Below are 13,006 nucleotides of genomic sequence, written 5' to 3' on the forward strand. Positions count from 1 at the left end.
AATGGATCAGGTTTAATCCTCTGCAATTCTCCCTTTGTCGGGAAACAAACCTCTGGGTTTGAATTGTAGAAAAATAACGATCAGAGCCAGAATGAGCACTTTTCCGTACACCGCTTCATAAAATGATTCCAGCACCTTTGTCAGAAATCCAATTCCTAAACCAGACAAAATGGCCCCGGCGATCTTGCCTACACCACCGGTGACGACGACCAGGAACGAGTCGACAATATAGGTCTGCCCCATATCCGGAACCACGTTGCCAATCAATGTCATAGCACAGCCTGCCAACCCGGCCAGGCCCGATCCCAGGAAAAATGTAATGGCATCGACGGTGCGCGTTTCAACCCCCAGGCAAGCGCTCATATTTCTGTTTTGGGTGACAGCACGGATCTGAATTCCCAAACGGCTGCGATAAAGCATCAGATAGGTGAGTGAAACCACGACAATCGTAAGACCAATGATAAACAAGCGGTTATAAGGCAAGATCAGATGCGGCATGACCTGCCAGCCCCCACCTAAAAACGATGGCGCTTTTACAGCGGTAAGATCTCCGAAAATACTTCTTGCCAGCTGCACCATAATCAAACTCACCCCCCATGTTGCTAATAAGCTTTCAAGAGGTCGGGCGTATAAATGCCTGATTACAAATCTTTCCAGGACCAACCCAAAGAGCCCGGCAACAATAAACGAAACCGGCAGCGACACCAGAAAGAACAGATCCGACTTTATGCCTAATATATCGATAAACAGCGACTGCATGCAAAATGTCGTATAAGCGCCGATCATCAGGAATTCTCCGTGAGCCATATTGATGATCCCCGCCAAACCATATACAATCGCAAGACCAAGCGCAATCAGGATCAGTATACTGCCAAGACTTATTCCGCTGAACAAATTCTGGGCTTTCTGAATTCTCGTTTGCAATTCGTCCAAGGCTTCCACTTTTTTCGCTGCGTAGGCTTTAGCGCCTTCTACCTTTCCCGAAACGGAATAGTCTTTTAGAATGACTGTCACATTTTCGCCCCAATTACTGTCGAGGCTATCAATGTAAGCCTTCGCATCTTTCACCAGCGAGACTTCATTCAATTTGAGCTGAAACAATATCTCTTTGCCTGCTGTCAGTGCGTCCTTGTCTTTTTCAAGTTGAAGAGCCTCTGATAAAATCTGTATTTTTAAGCTGTCCAATGACGTTAGTAATTGCCCGTAAGCAATGATACGTTTTTTGGCATCAGGATTTGTAAGGTTCAGGTAGGGCAAAACTGGTGCCAGCGATAACCGGTCCGTCCGGCTCACATCTACTTTTTTTAAGGATTCAACAGTAACTTTTTTGGCTTTGCCATCCGCTTCCAAAACAGGTTCGAGTTTTGGAAAAAGATAGAAAAGTGTAAAACCTTCAACTCCACCGGCAAGCTCTTCCTTTTCGCCTGTTGTAACCGGATTGTTACCTAAAAGATAAATTTTCTTGTCATTAATAGCTGCCAGAAGCGGAAAAGTGGAAGGTTCCCGCAACGCTGCAAGCCTGTGGAGAGCGATACTTCGTGCCGAATCGTTGGACGGATTCAGCACCTGATCTACATAGAAACCAGTACTGTCGGACTGTCCTGACACCTCTTTTCCGATCAAAAGGCACAAACAAATCCCGAGCCACATTTTGGTGATGTGCTTCATATATTGGAAGTTAAAAATTTACAATAAGCCCAATAGAGAACTCTTATTCAATTCTCCACCGGCCGCCGAAACCTGATGTCACGACGGCCAGCGTGATCGATCAATACATGCATTGGATTCCTTATCCTGATTTAAAAAGCACATTTGCAACTACAATGGACGAGCAACAGATGGCTTTTACTCAGACCGGAACTACTTACTCGCCACAGTATACGTTCCTCCACGACTTACGTGATCGCAGTCTTTGTCAGGCGAAGTAAGCTTGGACCAGGGTTCCGGATTGACCAATCCTGTGGATTTCCAAATGATATCGAACTGCCCGTCCGGTTTTATCTCACCGATCATCACCGGCTTGGCCAGGTGATGGTTTTTCGGATCCATTTTTACGAGCCCGTCTGGTGAATTGAATTCGAGACCGTAAAGTGCGGGTCGAACCTTGGCCACATCAAAGGAACCCGCTTTTTCGGCAGCTTTGGCCCAAAGGTAAACCCCTGTGTATGCCCAGCAAATAGGATCGTCAGTCACCCTTTTATCTCCGCCTGGGAGATTATTTTTCTTGCAAAATGCCCTGAAATCGTCAACAAATTTTTTATTTTCTGCCGATTCCATTGACTGAAAGTAATTCCATGCCGCCAAATGGCCTACCAGAAACTCTGTGTCCGTTGCGCGCAATTCGTCCTCGGCCACGGAGAAGGCCATAATCGGGCAGGTTGCTGCCGACAGTCCTTGATTTGCAAACTCTTTATAAAAAGGAACATTTGAGTCCCCATTGATCGTAGATAATACGCAGGCCTTTCCACCAGCGGCAAATTGCTTTACTTTGGAAACGATAGTCTGATAATCCTGGTGATGAAACGGCGTGTATTCTTCAATGATATTCTCAGCAGGGACACCCTTTGAAAGTAAAAAAGCCTTCAGAATCTTATTGGCAGTCCGTGGAAAAACATAGTCAGTACCCAGTAAATAGAATTTCTTATATCCTCCTCCTTCTTCGCTCATCATGTACTCCGCTGCGGGGATAAGCTGCTGATTTGGCGTTGCTCCGGTGTAGATTACACTCGTAGAGCATTCTTCTCCCTCATATTGTACCGGATAAAAAAGCAACCCGTTATTTTCCTCGAACACTGGAAGCACCGATTTCCTCGAAACAGAAGTCCAGCATCCAAACACCGCCGAGACCTGTTTATCAAGTAACAATTCTTTCGATTTTTCAGCAAAGAGATCCCAATCGGAAGCGGGATCAACGATGACAGGTTCAATTTTTTTGCCTAGCACCCCCCCTTTTGCATTAATCTCGTCCACTGCCATGAGAACAACATCCTTCAGCGAAACCTCTGAAATGGCCATTGTGCCACTGAGAGAATGCAGAATTCCTATTTTCACAGTGTTGCCTTCTTCTTCTTTTTTGTCATTTGATCCTGATCCCCCGCAACCGTAAAGCGTAATGATCAGAGTTAGCATTAACATACTCCATGAATGTCTTTGAAAGTTTTTCATTTGTATAAGTTTAATAGTAAAATGAGTGAAAATGATTTGTCAATATAACCTCTCTGCGATCCGGAACATCTAATATTTAATTAAGATAAACAGATACTTTCAGATGTAAATTACGTAAGTAACACCAAAAGGTATAAGCGTGTAGCTTACTTAAAACACGAAAAACTGGACCTGCAGCCAGAATTGACCGTAAGCTTTGGTATTATAGTCACCGGCCGAGCTGGCGACATTGTATTGTCGCGCTACGTAAGACAAGCGCAAATTGGTTGTGTTTCCATTGAAGAAATAATTCAGCCCTCCGCCGTACACCCGGCTGGACTTAGCCTTGTCAAAATCTGAAACCAACTCAGATCCGGCCTGTTCTTTTTTGGAAGAAATGGCCTGGCTTTCATAGCGAACCCAGGGCTGCAATCTTGATTTATTGAAATAGTATCCGAGTTCGAGAAATTGAACATTCTGGCGTGGTATCAAGCCCGCGAATGAATACTTTGAATTGATATTTGTGCCACCAGTCATGTATTGAAATGCGGCATTCAGCGTTACAGAACCTGCGTTACCTGCTTTCTTATCTATAAAAACATCTGTTCCGAGGTTATAATAAGAGCCCTGCGCGTCAAATCCTGCCCCCCATGCGAAGGTATTTCCCGAGCCTAGTTTTGTTCCTGCGTAATAGTAATCTTTTTCCGGATCCAGGAAGTTATAGGCAACGCGGCCAACGACACGCAGAGGAGCCTGCCCATCCAGATTTCTACCGGTGAAGACGCCTAGCCTGTATTCAAACTTGTCCTTCAGAAGAAAGCCCCGGGCATTCACGCCAAGATCCCGGCCAAAATTTCCCTGTAAGGGACTGTTTTCAAAGAGGTTATAAGGATACTGAAAATAGGTAAAGTCATTGGCCATTAAGCCTGCTGCTCCCTGTAGTCCGTTGCGGTTATTGGAAACCAGCTGCATACCGGCTATCAGTTGAAAAGCGTTGGAAAAATCATATTCATACTGAGCATCCAGCATGATCGGTGCAACTTTCACATTCTTTGTTCCATTTCCCAGTTGTATTCCAATGGGCGAAGGAAGGTCTGTTTCCATAAAGAAACTGCCCTTTTTAGACAATTGGCCACCCACCAAAACCCTTGCACGGTAAAGAGAAAACCCTTTATTCCACTGTTTGGGATCCGTAGAAGCTCCTCCTCCAAAACCCGACTGTTCGGAAGATGCAAACATATGAACGATGGCACCTACATGAATTGACGGTTTGAATTCCCCGGCCTCCTTCCCCGTCGACATCGAGTCCACAGGCGCCAGATGACTTGGAAGTTCGCGAAGTAACCGCACTTTTTTAGCTGCACTTTTGTCCTTGTCGTCAGGACTTTCGCCAGCAAAGACAGCACCCTGAAACAAGGGCAGCATTGCACTTACACAAAGGATAAATCTTTTCATGATCTTGTAGATATGTTTAACTACGTAAGTATTTGATACAAGAATAGCAAACAATTACGTATGTATCAACAAAAGTTGAGAAAATCGAACAAGTTCTTATATATGTTATAAATTTCAATTATATAAGCATAATCGTTGCCTTATATTTGAATTCACAAAACAAAAAAATTCCCTTATCCCTTAGAAAGAAATTTTAAACAATTCCTATTAAACTATCTGATCGCCATAAAACCTAGTAAATACCTACGTATTTATTACATTGTCTCCTGCGAAGTTTTCCCGTCAGTCTCAACCGAAACAGACCATCGCCCTTGTGACTTATGCCCCCTCCCTCGCCGGCTACGTGACCCGAATAAATTGACCATTATTCTGGCCTTAGAAGCCCTCTCGTACTTTAGGACTAGCCGATCCTTGAAGAAAGGGGATTAATCAAAATGAACAAACACACAATTAGTCAATCTAAGCCACCTTTTAATGAGAATGGCCAGGTGTTTATGCAGGGACTATTGTGTCGGAAGGAAACCACGGAGCTGAATGAAAGGATCTCATTGTTTGTGAAGGACATCCTACCAACTATGCCAGAACAATATGCCTTTTATGAAAACAGAGGAGATTTCGCCACGCAGAAACAGCTGCTTCAAATGACGGATTATGATCCGTTTTTCGAAAAACTGCTAAATGGTTTCTATTTCGGAGATAACGGACCAGTTGTGAAGCATATGGAGCCCGCTGTTTCGGGAATCGTTGGGCCACTTTGCATTTGCATTATAGCAGTAAAATATTAAGTACTCAACTGTTTTCTCTTTCGTGATTCTCCGCGCGTCGGCCGCCATCGATCACATCAATCCCGATAACAAATCGAGATTAGCGCCTAAAAAGATCAGAAAAAAACTGAAATCAAACGGGTAATTATCCGGTGGATTGCCTTTTGTCGTTCTATGTCAAACCGACCAAAAGTAAAATTTACCATAGCCCAATGATTACCAATAAATTGCAAGCCATTTTTCTGATATTCCTTCTCCAACTGGGAATAGTTTCTCACGGTTTTTCACAAAAAATTAACCGCCAGCAAGTGGTTAGCCGGCATAATGTCAGCATCAAAGCAGTCGATTCTTTGAGTTCTCTCACGGTTGGCAACGGTGGTTTCGCTTTCACCGTCGATGTCACCGGTCTTCAAAGTTTCCCTGAATATTACAAAAAAGGAGTGCCACTTGGTACACAGTCAGAATGGGGATGGCACAGTTACCCCAACCCCGACAATTTGAAGTTTGAGGAAACCTTGCAAGACTACGAACAGAACGGCAGGAAAGTCTCCTACTCCATCCAAGGCAAGGGAAATGAGCGCGGCAAACAGGCAACGGAATATTATCGGGTGAACCAACACAGGCTGCAATTGGGAAACATCGGTCTGGATATTTACAAAAAAGACGGCTCTTTGGCTTCGATATCGGATCTAAAAAATGTGAATCAGTCACTCAATCTGTGGACAGGAATTATCACGAGTGAATTTACCGTAGAGGGTGTGAAGGTAAAGGTGATCACTGCTACGTACCAGGAAAGCGACGCCATTGCCGTACGAATTGAATCACCTCTATTGGTGCAGGGACGCATAAAACTTCGTGTCCGGTTTCCATATCCAAATGGTGCTTTCAAGGATGAAGGCACAAATTTTGAAGACAACGAAAAACACAAGTCGGGTATAATCAGCCAGAATCAGAAGCGGGCTACTTTTGAACATCAACTGGATGACAGCAAATATTACCTCGCCGCGCAATGGACCAACACTGGCAAAGCGGAACAGAAATCTCCGCATTACTTTACCATTACGCCTCAAAAAGGCAAGGCTGATTTTGAGATTAGCTGCGTATTCAGCGAAGCTCCGGTTAAGGAAAACGCTGTTGCTTCATTTGCTCAAACAAAAAACAACAGCGAGCTAACCTGGGAAAAGTTCTGGAAATCGGGAGCGGCGGTAGATTTCGCAGGTAGCACCGACAAGCGGGCCAATGAACTGGAAAGGCGTGTTGTGTTGTCTCAATATCTTACCAAAGTGCAATGCGCTGGTAATTTCCCTCCGCAGGAAACCGGGCTTACCTACAACAGCTGGTATGGCAAGCCACACCTGGAAATGTATTGGTGGCATGCGGCCCATTATGCGCTTTGGGGCAGAACCGAATACCTGGAAAAAAGTCTGGGTTGGTACGGCCAAATTGCCGGAAAAGCAAAAGCGCTTGCCCAACGACAAGGTTATGAGGGTGTGAGATGGCAAAAAATGACGGATCATGATGGTGAAGAGTCTCCCTCTTCGGTGGGTGCATTTCTGATCTGGCAACAGCCACATTACATCTATCTGGCAGAACTTGCCTACAAAAACAACAAAGACAAAGTGACGCTGAACAAGTACAAAGACCTGATTTTCGCCACGGCAGATTTCATGGCATCTTTCCCGACGTATGACGCAGTCACCAAAAAGTATAACCTCGGCAAAGGTATCATCCCGGCCCAGGAATGTTTCGAACCGATGGAAACCTTCAACCCCACCTACGAACTGGCTTATTGGAGCTGGGCTTTGGAAGTAGCCCAACAATGGCGCGTGCGGAGCGGCCTGGCCAGGAACGAAAAATGGGACAATGTGATTAAAAATCTGGCTCCGTTGCCAGTAAAAGACGGCGTATACCTCGCGACGGAAAGTACACCAGACTGCTACGACCCGGGTAACAGAAGGCTGAACGACCATCCTGCGGTTCTAGCTGCGTTCAGCACATTACCGGCCGTGCATGGTCTGGATCAGCCAACGATGTTACGAACATTTGATCTGGTGGAAAAAGTATGGAACTGGGAGCGTACCTGGGGCTGGGATTTCCCTTTGGTTGCGATGACCGCCACAAGGCTGAACCAACCTGAAAAAGCAGTGAACGCACTTTTTAAAGATATCACAACCAATACCTACCTGCCAAACGGACACAATTATCAGGACGGACGCCTGACCATTTACCTGCCTGGCAACGGAGGAATTCTCGCAGCGGTTGCGCTGATGTGTGCAGGAAGCGAAGGTCAGAATATAGAAAATCCCGGTTTCCCAAAGGATGGTACCTGGAAAGTGAAATGGGAAGGTTTGAATAAAATGCCGTAGGGTGGTTTCAATTTCTTGTAAAATTCAACTAGCTCCGGGTGCCAGATCCGGAGCTATTGTTTTAACAAGTAATACAATCTGAAATCAAACTACTGTGAAGACATATGTGGTTGGGTCTGTGCTCTATCTCATTAAGCCACCATAGCTTAAAGTATAATCCGTAAACTTAACCCTGGTCCGGCTGCTTCTCAATGGTAATCGCCCGGATAATTTGCTGGATCTGGTTTTCCTTTTGTATCAAAAGGTCCTCCATTTCAGCTACCTTTTCGGCAAATTCCTTATCCTTTTTCTCCAACTCCTCCAAATGACCTTTCCTGATCTCGTTCATGATGTAAATAGTAAGAATGAACATACCGGCTGTGAGCAACTGGAAAAACTTATCGTAGGACAAAGTGGCGACCATATATGCCAGCACAAAAACGATAAAGCCAATCATAAATCTTCCTATGGCAAATTGTCGGAACATAGAAAATCAGTTAGAAATGTCGTCGTTAAATACACCATCCTTGTAAAACCAGTTTCCAGCCTCATACACAAAAGTTGATTTTTCGTGATGAACTTGCAACCTGCCACTCCTATCGCGGAAATGCGCTTTGAACTCTACTGTAAACGTATCAGCCTTAATAATTTCAAGACTTTTCCAACTATTGCTTTTCGCCCATTCCACAATTTCCGAACGAATCAGCGAATGCCTTTCCGAACTGAGTATGGATGCGATCAGATAATCCACGTCACCCACCACATAAGCACTGTACCGGGAACGCATTAGTTTTTCGGCCGAAGCAGCATTTGCGGCACCTTTTATGACGGGCGAACAGCATTTTGAAAATGGCTGATCAGAGCCGCAAAAACAACTTTTCATAATATCTGGTTACAAAATGGTAGCCGCAAATGTATTAAATGTATGGTTGGAAACGATCACCAGGCTCATGAGCTGCGTTTTCCAATATGTAGTTTTTGGGTAAAGATGCGTTGCTGCACCGGATCTGTTTATTGATTATTAAAAGGTTAAGGCATGTAAGGTTAAAGAATATTTGAAACCTGGCATGATTATAAATACATTGCAAGTTAGCTAACTCATCTGACTGAATGGATTTCGAAATCATCGTTTCTCTTGTAACCCTTATCGCCCTTGAAGCTGTGCTCGGGATTGATAACGTTATTTTTATTTCAATTATCGCCGCCAAACTGCCGCAGGAACAGCAGAAAAAGGCACGCCGCTACGGGTTGATTCTGGCCGGCGCACTTCGGCTCATCTTGTTATTACTCATCTCTTTTATTCTGAAACTGGACAAGGATCTCTTTGTCGTTTTTGGTGAAGGAATTTCAGGAAAAGACCTCGTACTGCTTGCCGGAGGGTTGTTTCTGCTCTACAAAAGCTCAAAAGAGATTTATCACAAAATGGAAGGCGAAGCTGGTGACGAAACCAAGAATATTAAGGCAAACAGTTTCGGACAGGTACTTTTTCAAATACTGGTTATGGATCTGGTTTTCTCGGTCGACTCCATCATTACGGCGATTGGTATGGTCAAAGAAGTATGGATCATGTATGTAGCCGTCATCGTAACCGTGATCATCATGCTGGTTGCAGCCGAAAGCATCAGTAATTTCGTAAATAAACATCCTGCATTCAAAATGCTTGCATTGTCCTTTCTGCTGCTCATCGGTTTCTCGCTGATCAGCGAAGGTTTAGGCGTAGAAATTCCAAAAGGATACATTTATTTCTCTATGGCATTCTCACTTTTGGTCGATGTTTTCCAAATGAAAATGAATAAAAGCGGAACTCCTGTCAAACCCAATGAGCATTACACGGAGGAGGAAAAGAGAAAGGTGATTGACCAGAATTAAATATAATTTGGTCAGTTAAACTAAGGACCTTAAACAAAAAACACCGGATTGACCTGAAAACAGTCTCTCAGGTCCATCCGGTGTTAAATTAACACATTGGCAATTCACTTGTTTTACTGAAACTTCTTTCTCAGCGCTTTCATTAACTTCTTCACCGCTGCCGACTGTGAATTATAACCGTTCGCACCATTCGGACTGGATTTGTAGTACTCCGACTGCCATAATTCTTCATTGTTTTTTGATAAAAATGAAGCACTCAGAGCAACCGATTTCCCTCCCCAGGAAGTCCACGTTACACCTCCCGAAACTTTAGTATCCAGTTTTAGAACAAAATCCGCACTGCCTTTTGAGCTTGCGACTTTCCAATAACCCCAGCTTTGCAGCGCTTCTTTCAGTTCCTGTCCTGCACTGCTTCCTACATCGCTCTTAGGTACTTCCACATATACTGCATTGCCTTTTTTCAAAACCTGATCCTGCGCAAACATTACTATGGAATAAGCAGACATCAGTATAAACAAACAAATAGATTTCATAGCTATTGAGATTTGGTGTAATACAAAGCTCGCCAACATAGCCGCCAAAATCCATCCCTGAAATCAGCCATTTTTTTCAGGGATAAAAATGGCTGATTTCAGGGATGGTATCGCATTGCCACACACACCAACTTTGCAAAACCAATTCGTACTCAATAATCACATACACCGTAAAACTTCAAAAACATGAAAAAGCCACTCATTCTCCTGTCATTTTTATTCTTCTCTTTTCAATTGTCCGCTCAGGATATGTCCATTTTTGTAGGTGGGTCGGGAGGCGGGAACCTGTCTTTGTTCAGCTACACTGCCGTCTACGCCAATACCTGGACTTCCTCCAAACCCAAACCCGGACTTAACGGAGGCGTCGCATTTGGAGTAGAATTTGGGAAAATGGCTGTTGTCTCCGGCGTCAACTTTATTCAGAAAGGAACCAAGTCCGAAACAGATAATTACAAACTGGAAAATGGAAATGTCGGATACTTAAAAGCACGGGTCAACACTTCATTCATTCAGATTCCGCTATTATTCCGCTACCATATTTTGGGTGAAAAATTCGGACTCACAGCCTCCGCCGGACCGTCATTCAACATCGGACTGGCCGGAAATTCCCGTTTGGAGCTGGAAGTAGCAAACGTCGGCTCTCAGAGCCAGTCGGGAACGGTCAACTTCGGAAGCGGGATCAACGATACCTACAAGCGGTTTCAGCCGGGTTTCATGCTTGGTCCGGGCCTGCTTATGCCGGTAGGTGAAAAAGGAAAACTGGCGGTGAACATCCTTTGGGACCTGGGCTTTAACTCTGTAAATGAACGCAGTAACGCGGCAAAAGGCATTGACGGCAAGATCATGAACGTATCCACGATCCTGAACGTGAGCTATACACACCACTTTAATTTTGGGGACAAATACTGAAACCACAAAAAACAATCGCTATGCTAGTTTGCAACAATTGCGGCAGTGCCAACACCGACGATGCTGTGGCGTGTAGTTATTGCCGTATGCGAAGCGGGTTTACACAACAGCCGGAAAATGAAACTCAAAAAGTGATTTCAGAAACGGTCATGTGTGTGAACTGCGGCAACCACGTTGGAGCTGATCTTTCCCGCTGCCCTGAATGTCGCTTTCCGATCAGCCGGAACATTTTAGCCAGGGATTTTTCAAAGCCGGATCACTCCATCTTCACCCGCAATCTGAAAGCGGGCTGAGCTTATTATTCAAGACAAATCCATCACAGTCATGGCTAGAAATCGGGAACCTCAAATTTTTAATATATCGTTTCTGGACGTCATATGCGGGGCATTGGGAGCTGTTATTTTTCTGTTCATTGCTGTGCCAAAAGGCGGCTCATCTCCCGCCAACAGACAGCAGGTAACCATGTCATACGATACGCTTCATCAACATCTTTTTGCAACGATCAGCGACAGTCTGAAACACAAACGCCCGGGAGACACCTTGCTGGTCGTACTGGCCGATTACAAGGAGCTTCCCGGCCTGAGCGATTGTCCAACGTGTCCTGAATGTCCGGAGACAGCCAGCTTGGCTGAGAACCAACCCTATACACAAGCTGCAAAACCAAGCCAGACAGGGAAAAGCGACAGTCTGAAAACAACCCCAGAACCACCAAAACAGGAAGATGTGAAACGAAGCAAATATCTGGGCGATCCGCCTGGTGTTCCCTGCAAAGTTTCATTTGAAGTGAACTGGACCGACATTGGTGACAACGTGGATCTTTTTGTTTGCAAGGGTACGAAATGCGTTTCGGGAGGAGCCAGAGAGATACGCGACATTGGCCAGTGGGACAGCGGAAAGGCCAAGACCAAGTTTTTTGGAAGCGATCTGCGCACAACCCAGGAGGCAGTTCGCCAGTTCGACAAGATCATTCCCGGTGAATACAAACTGTATGCGCGGCTGAAAGAAAGTGTCAAGAACAATGCATCGGTTAACGTCCGGGGTCTGGTTTATTCCCGAAATGAGAACGGTGAAGAAAAAGGAGAACCTTTTTCAGCCACACTGCAACTCAACGCAGAACGCGTATTGCTTGGAACAGTCACCATGCCGGACAACGGGAACTTTCAACTCGTAAAAAATTAACCAATCGGTTTTTCGCAAACTCAATCCATTAACATATGATTACCAGTAAAAGATTATATCACATCGCCATTAGCCTGGTTGCGGCCGTCATGATCTGGTTTGCACTCATACTGCTTGCTTCTATTTCTAGCGGGCCGGGCCTGAAACGGTTCTTTGAAGCATTCGGCGGATCGTTCGGCGGCTACATTCATGCGGTCATCTACACCGCTTTCATCTTCGGTTTGCTCGAAGTACTAGACTATCAGAAATTCATAAAAAAACAGAATGAAGGATTTAAGCTCAATTTACTCCCGGTTCAGGACCAGTTGATACTTTCACCCGAAGAAGTAGCAAAAATTAAACTCAATGTAATTGATCTTGAAAAGCACGGATTCAGTTTTTTACTGACTGACTTTGTAAAAAGGGCCTGCACACAGTACCGCAATAATCAATCCATTGGTGAAACGCTGCAAGTGGTCAATGTACAGATCGACAACAGCAAAGCAGAACTGGAAGGGCGCCTAGAAATTGCCCGCTTTCTGATCAACGCCATTGCCTCACTGGGCTTCATCGGCACCATCCTGCATTTGGCAGCAGCTATCGGACTTTTTCATCTTGCCAAAACAGAAGAAGGCATGCCGCTGATCACCCAAAGTTTGAATGTTTCGTTTGACACCACATTCATAGCACTCTTTCTAGGACTTATACTCAGCTATTTTTATCACCGCTATCTGGAAGATCTGGACACTTTTTATTCCAGAATGAGAACCTACATCATCGACAATCTGATCAGCCGGATCTACAAACCGCAATAATCAACACACTTTTC

At 44.7% G+C, this 13,006-nt stretch carries 13 protein-coding genes; 7 read left to right on the top strand and 6 right to left on the bottom strand.

The genetic code is table 11. The annotated features are described in order from the left end of the window. Positions 1-12 precede the first annotated feature (12 nt). From urtB to LZG71_RS19930, 3 genes are all read right to left on the bottom strand, one after another. Positions 13-1,668, bottom strand: coding sequence for an urea ABC transporter permease subunit UrtB (gene urtB, locus LZG71_RS19920; protein ID WP_233823314.1), 1,656 nt, complete (start codon positions 1,666-1,668; stop codon positions 13-15). Positions 1,669-1,860: 192 nt separating this feature from the next. Further along, complete coding sequence (urtA, locus tag LZG71_RS19925) at positions 1,861-3,165, bottom strand: urea ABC transporter substrate-binding protein (protein ID WP_233823315.1); 1,305 nt, start codon at positions 3,163-3,165, stop codon at positions 1,861-1,863. A 150-nt stretch (positions 3,166-3,315) separates the two neighbouring features. After that, complete coding sequence (locus LZG71_RS19930; RefSeq protein WP_233823316.1) at positions 3,316-4,599, bottom strand: hypothetical protein; 1,284 nt, start codon at positions 4,597-4,599, stop codon at positions 3,316-3,318. Between the two features lie 434 nt (positions 4,600-5,033). Between LZG71_RS19930 and LZG71_RS19935 the strand changes: the two genes are divergently transcribed. Together LZG71_RS19935 and LZG71_RS19940 are read left to right on the top strand one after the other, a co-directional pair. Further along, positions 5,034-5,384, top strand: coding sequence for a hypothetical protein (locus tag LZG71_RS19935; RefSeq protein ID WP_233823317.1), 351 nt, complete (start codon positions 5,034-5,036; stop codon positions 5,382-5,384). A gap of 191 nt (positions 5,385-5,575) precedes the next feature. Beyond that, positions 5,576-7,729, top strand: a complete 2,154-nt coding sequence (locus LZG71_RS19940; RefSeq protein ID WP_233823318.1) for a hypothetical protein — start codon at positions 5,576-5,578, stop codon at positions 7,727-7,729. A gap of 166 nt (positions 7,730-7,895) precedes the next feature. Here LZG71_RS19940 and LZG71_RS19945 read toward each other — a convergent pair whose 3' ends face one another. Further along, positions 7,896-8,195 (bottom strand): hypothetical protein, encoded by a 300-nt coding sequence (locus tag LZG71_RS19945; RefSeq protein ID WP_233823319.1) that lies wholly within the window; start codon positions 8,193-8,195, stop codon positions 7,896-7,898. Positions 8,196-8,201: 6 nt separating this feature from the next. Next, a complete protein-coding gene (locus LZG71_RS19950) occupies positions 8,202-8,591 on the bottom strand; it encodes a YchJ family protein (protein WP_233823320.1) in 390 nt (129 codons plus the stop codon). A gap of 227 nt (positions 8,592-8,818) precedes the next feature. Here LZG71_RS19950 and LZG71_RS19955 point away from each other — a divergent pair, with 227 nt between their 5' ends. Next, the gene (locus LZG71_RS19955; protein WP_233823321.1) at positions 8,819-9,577 is read left to right on the top strand and encodes a TerC family protein; all 759 of its coding nucleotides are present in this window, start codon (positions 8,819-8,821) and stop codon (positions 9,575-9,577) included. Positions 9,578-9,690: 113 nt separating this feature from the next. Here the strand turns inward: LZG71_RS19955 and LZG71_RS19960 are convergent, their stop codons facing one another. Continuing rightward, a complete protein-coding gene (locus LZG71_RS19960; RefSeq protein WP_233823322.1) occupies positions 9,691-10,110 on the bottom strand; it encodes a hypothetical protein in 420 nt (139 codons plus the stop codon). A gap of 186 nt (positions 10,111-10,296) precedes the next feature. Here LZG71_RS19960 and LZG71_RS19965 point away from each other — a divergent pair, with 186 nt between their 5' ends. Genes LZG71_RS19965 through LZG71_RS19980 form a run of 4 tightly spaced genes read left to right on the top strand, consistent with a single transcriptional unit; the run spans position 10,297 to position 12,992 of the window. Continuing rightward, positions 10,297-11,019 (top strand): outer membrane beta-barrel protein, encoded by a 723-nt coding sequence (locus tag LZG71_RS19965; RefSeq protein ID WP_233823323.1) that lies wholly within the window; start codon positions 10,297-10,299, stop codon positions 11,017-11,019. A 20-nt stretch (positions 11,020-11,039) separates the two neighbouring features. Next, on the top strand, positions 11,040-11,312 hold the full coding sequence (locus tag LZG71_RS19970; RefSeq protein ID WP_233823325.1) for a zinc ribbon domain-containing protein: 273 nt from the start codon (positions 11,040-11,042) through the stop codon (positions 11,310-11,312). Positions 11,313-11,343: 31 nt separating this feature from the next. Then, positions 11,344-12,198: a hypothetical protein gene (locus LZG71_RS19975; protein ID WP_233823327.1), complete on the top strand. Its 855-nt coding sequence runs from the start codon at positions 11,344-11,346 to the stop codon at positions 12,196-12,198. Positions 12,199-12,233: 35 nt separating this feature from the next. Further along, positions 12,234-12,992: a MotA/TolQ/ExbB proton channel family protein gene (locus LZG71_RS19980; protein WP_233823329.1), complete on the top strand. Its 759-nt coding sequence runs from the start codon at positions 12,234-12,236 to the stop codon at positions 12,990-12,992. The last annotated feature ends 14 nt before the right edge of the window (positions 12,993-13,006 follow it).

Origin of the sequence: Dyadobacter sp. CY312, assembly GCF_021390535.1 — a bacterium.
Classification (GTDB): Bacteria; Bacteroidota; Bacteroidia; order Cytophagales; family Spirosomataceae; genus Dyadobacter.

Coding starts and splice junctions, on each gene's coding strand:
- LZG71_RS19945 (WP_233823319.1), bottom strand. CDS start 8,195: ATGTTCCGACAATTTGCCATAGGAAGATTTATGATTGGCTTTATCGTT.
- LZG71_RS19960 (WP_233823322.1), bottom strand. CDS start 10,110: ATGAAATCTATTTGTTTGTTTATACTGATGTCTGCTTATTCCATAGTA.
- urtA (WP_233823315.1), bottom strand. CDS start 3,165: ATGAAAAACTTTCAAAGACATTCATGGAGTATGTTAATGCTAACTCTG.
- LZG71_RS19930 (WP_233823316.1), bottom strand. CDS start 4,599: ATGAAAAGATTTATCCTTTGTGTAAGTGCAATGCTGCCCTTGTTTCAG.
- LZG71_RS19955 (WP_233823321.1), top strand. CDS start 8,819: ATGGATTTCGAAATCATCGTTTCTCTTGTAACCCTTATCGCCCTTGAA.
- LZG71_RS19980 (WP_233823329.1), top strand. CDS start 12,234: ATGATTACCAGTAAAAGATTATATCACATCGCCATTAGCCTGGTTGCG.
- LZG71_RS19935 (WP_233823317.1), top strand. CDS start 5,034: ATGAACAAACACACAATTAGTCAATCTAAGCCACCTTTTAATGAGAAT.
- LZG71_RS19940 (WP_233823318.1), top strand. CDS start 5,576: ATGATTACCAATAAATTGCAAGCCATTTTTCTGATATTCCTTCTCCAA.
- LZG71_RS19975 (WP_233823327.1), top strand. CDS start 11,344: ATGGCTAGAAATCGGGAACCTCAAATTTTTAATATATCGTTTCTGGAC.
- LZG71_RS19965 (WP_233823323.1), top strand. CDS start 10,297: ATGAAAAAGCCACTCATTCTCCTGTCATTTTTATTCTTCTCTTTTCAA.
- LZG71_RS19950 (WP_233823320.1), bottom strand. CDS start 8,591: ATGAAAAGTTGTTTTTGCGGCTCTGATCAGCCATTTTCAAAATGCTGT.
- urtB (WP_233823314.1), bottom strand. CDS start 1,668: ATGAAGCACATCACCAAAATGTGGCTCGGGATTTGTTTGTGCCTTTTG.
- LZG71_RS19970 (WP_233823325.1), top strand. CDS start 11,040: ATGCTAGTTTGCAACAATTGCGGCAGTGCCAACACCGACGATGCTGTG.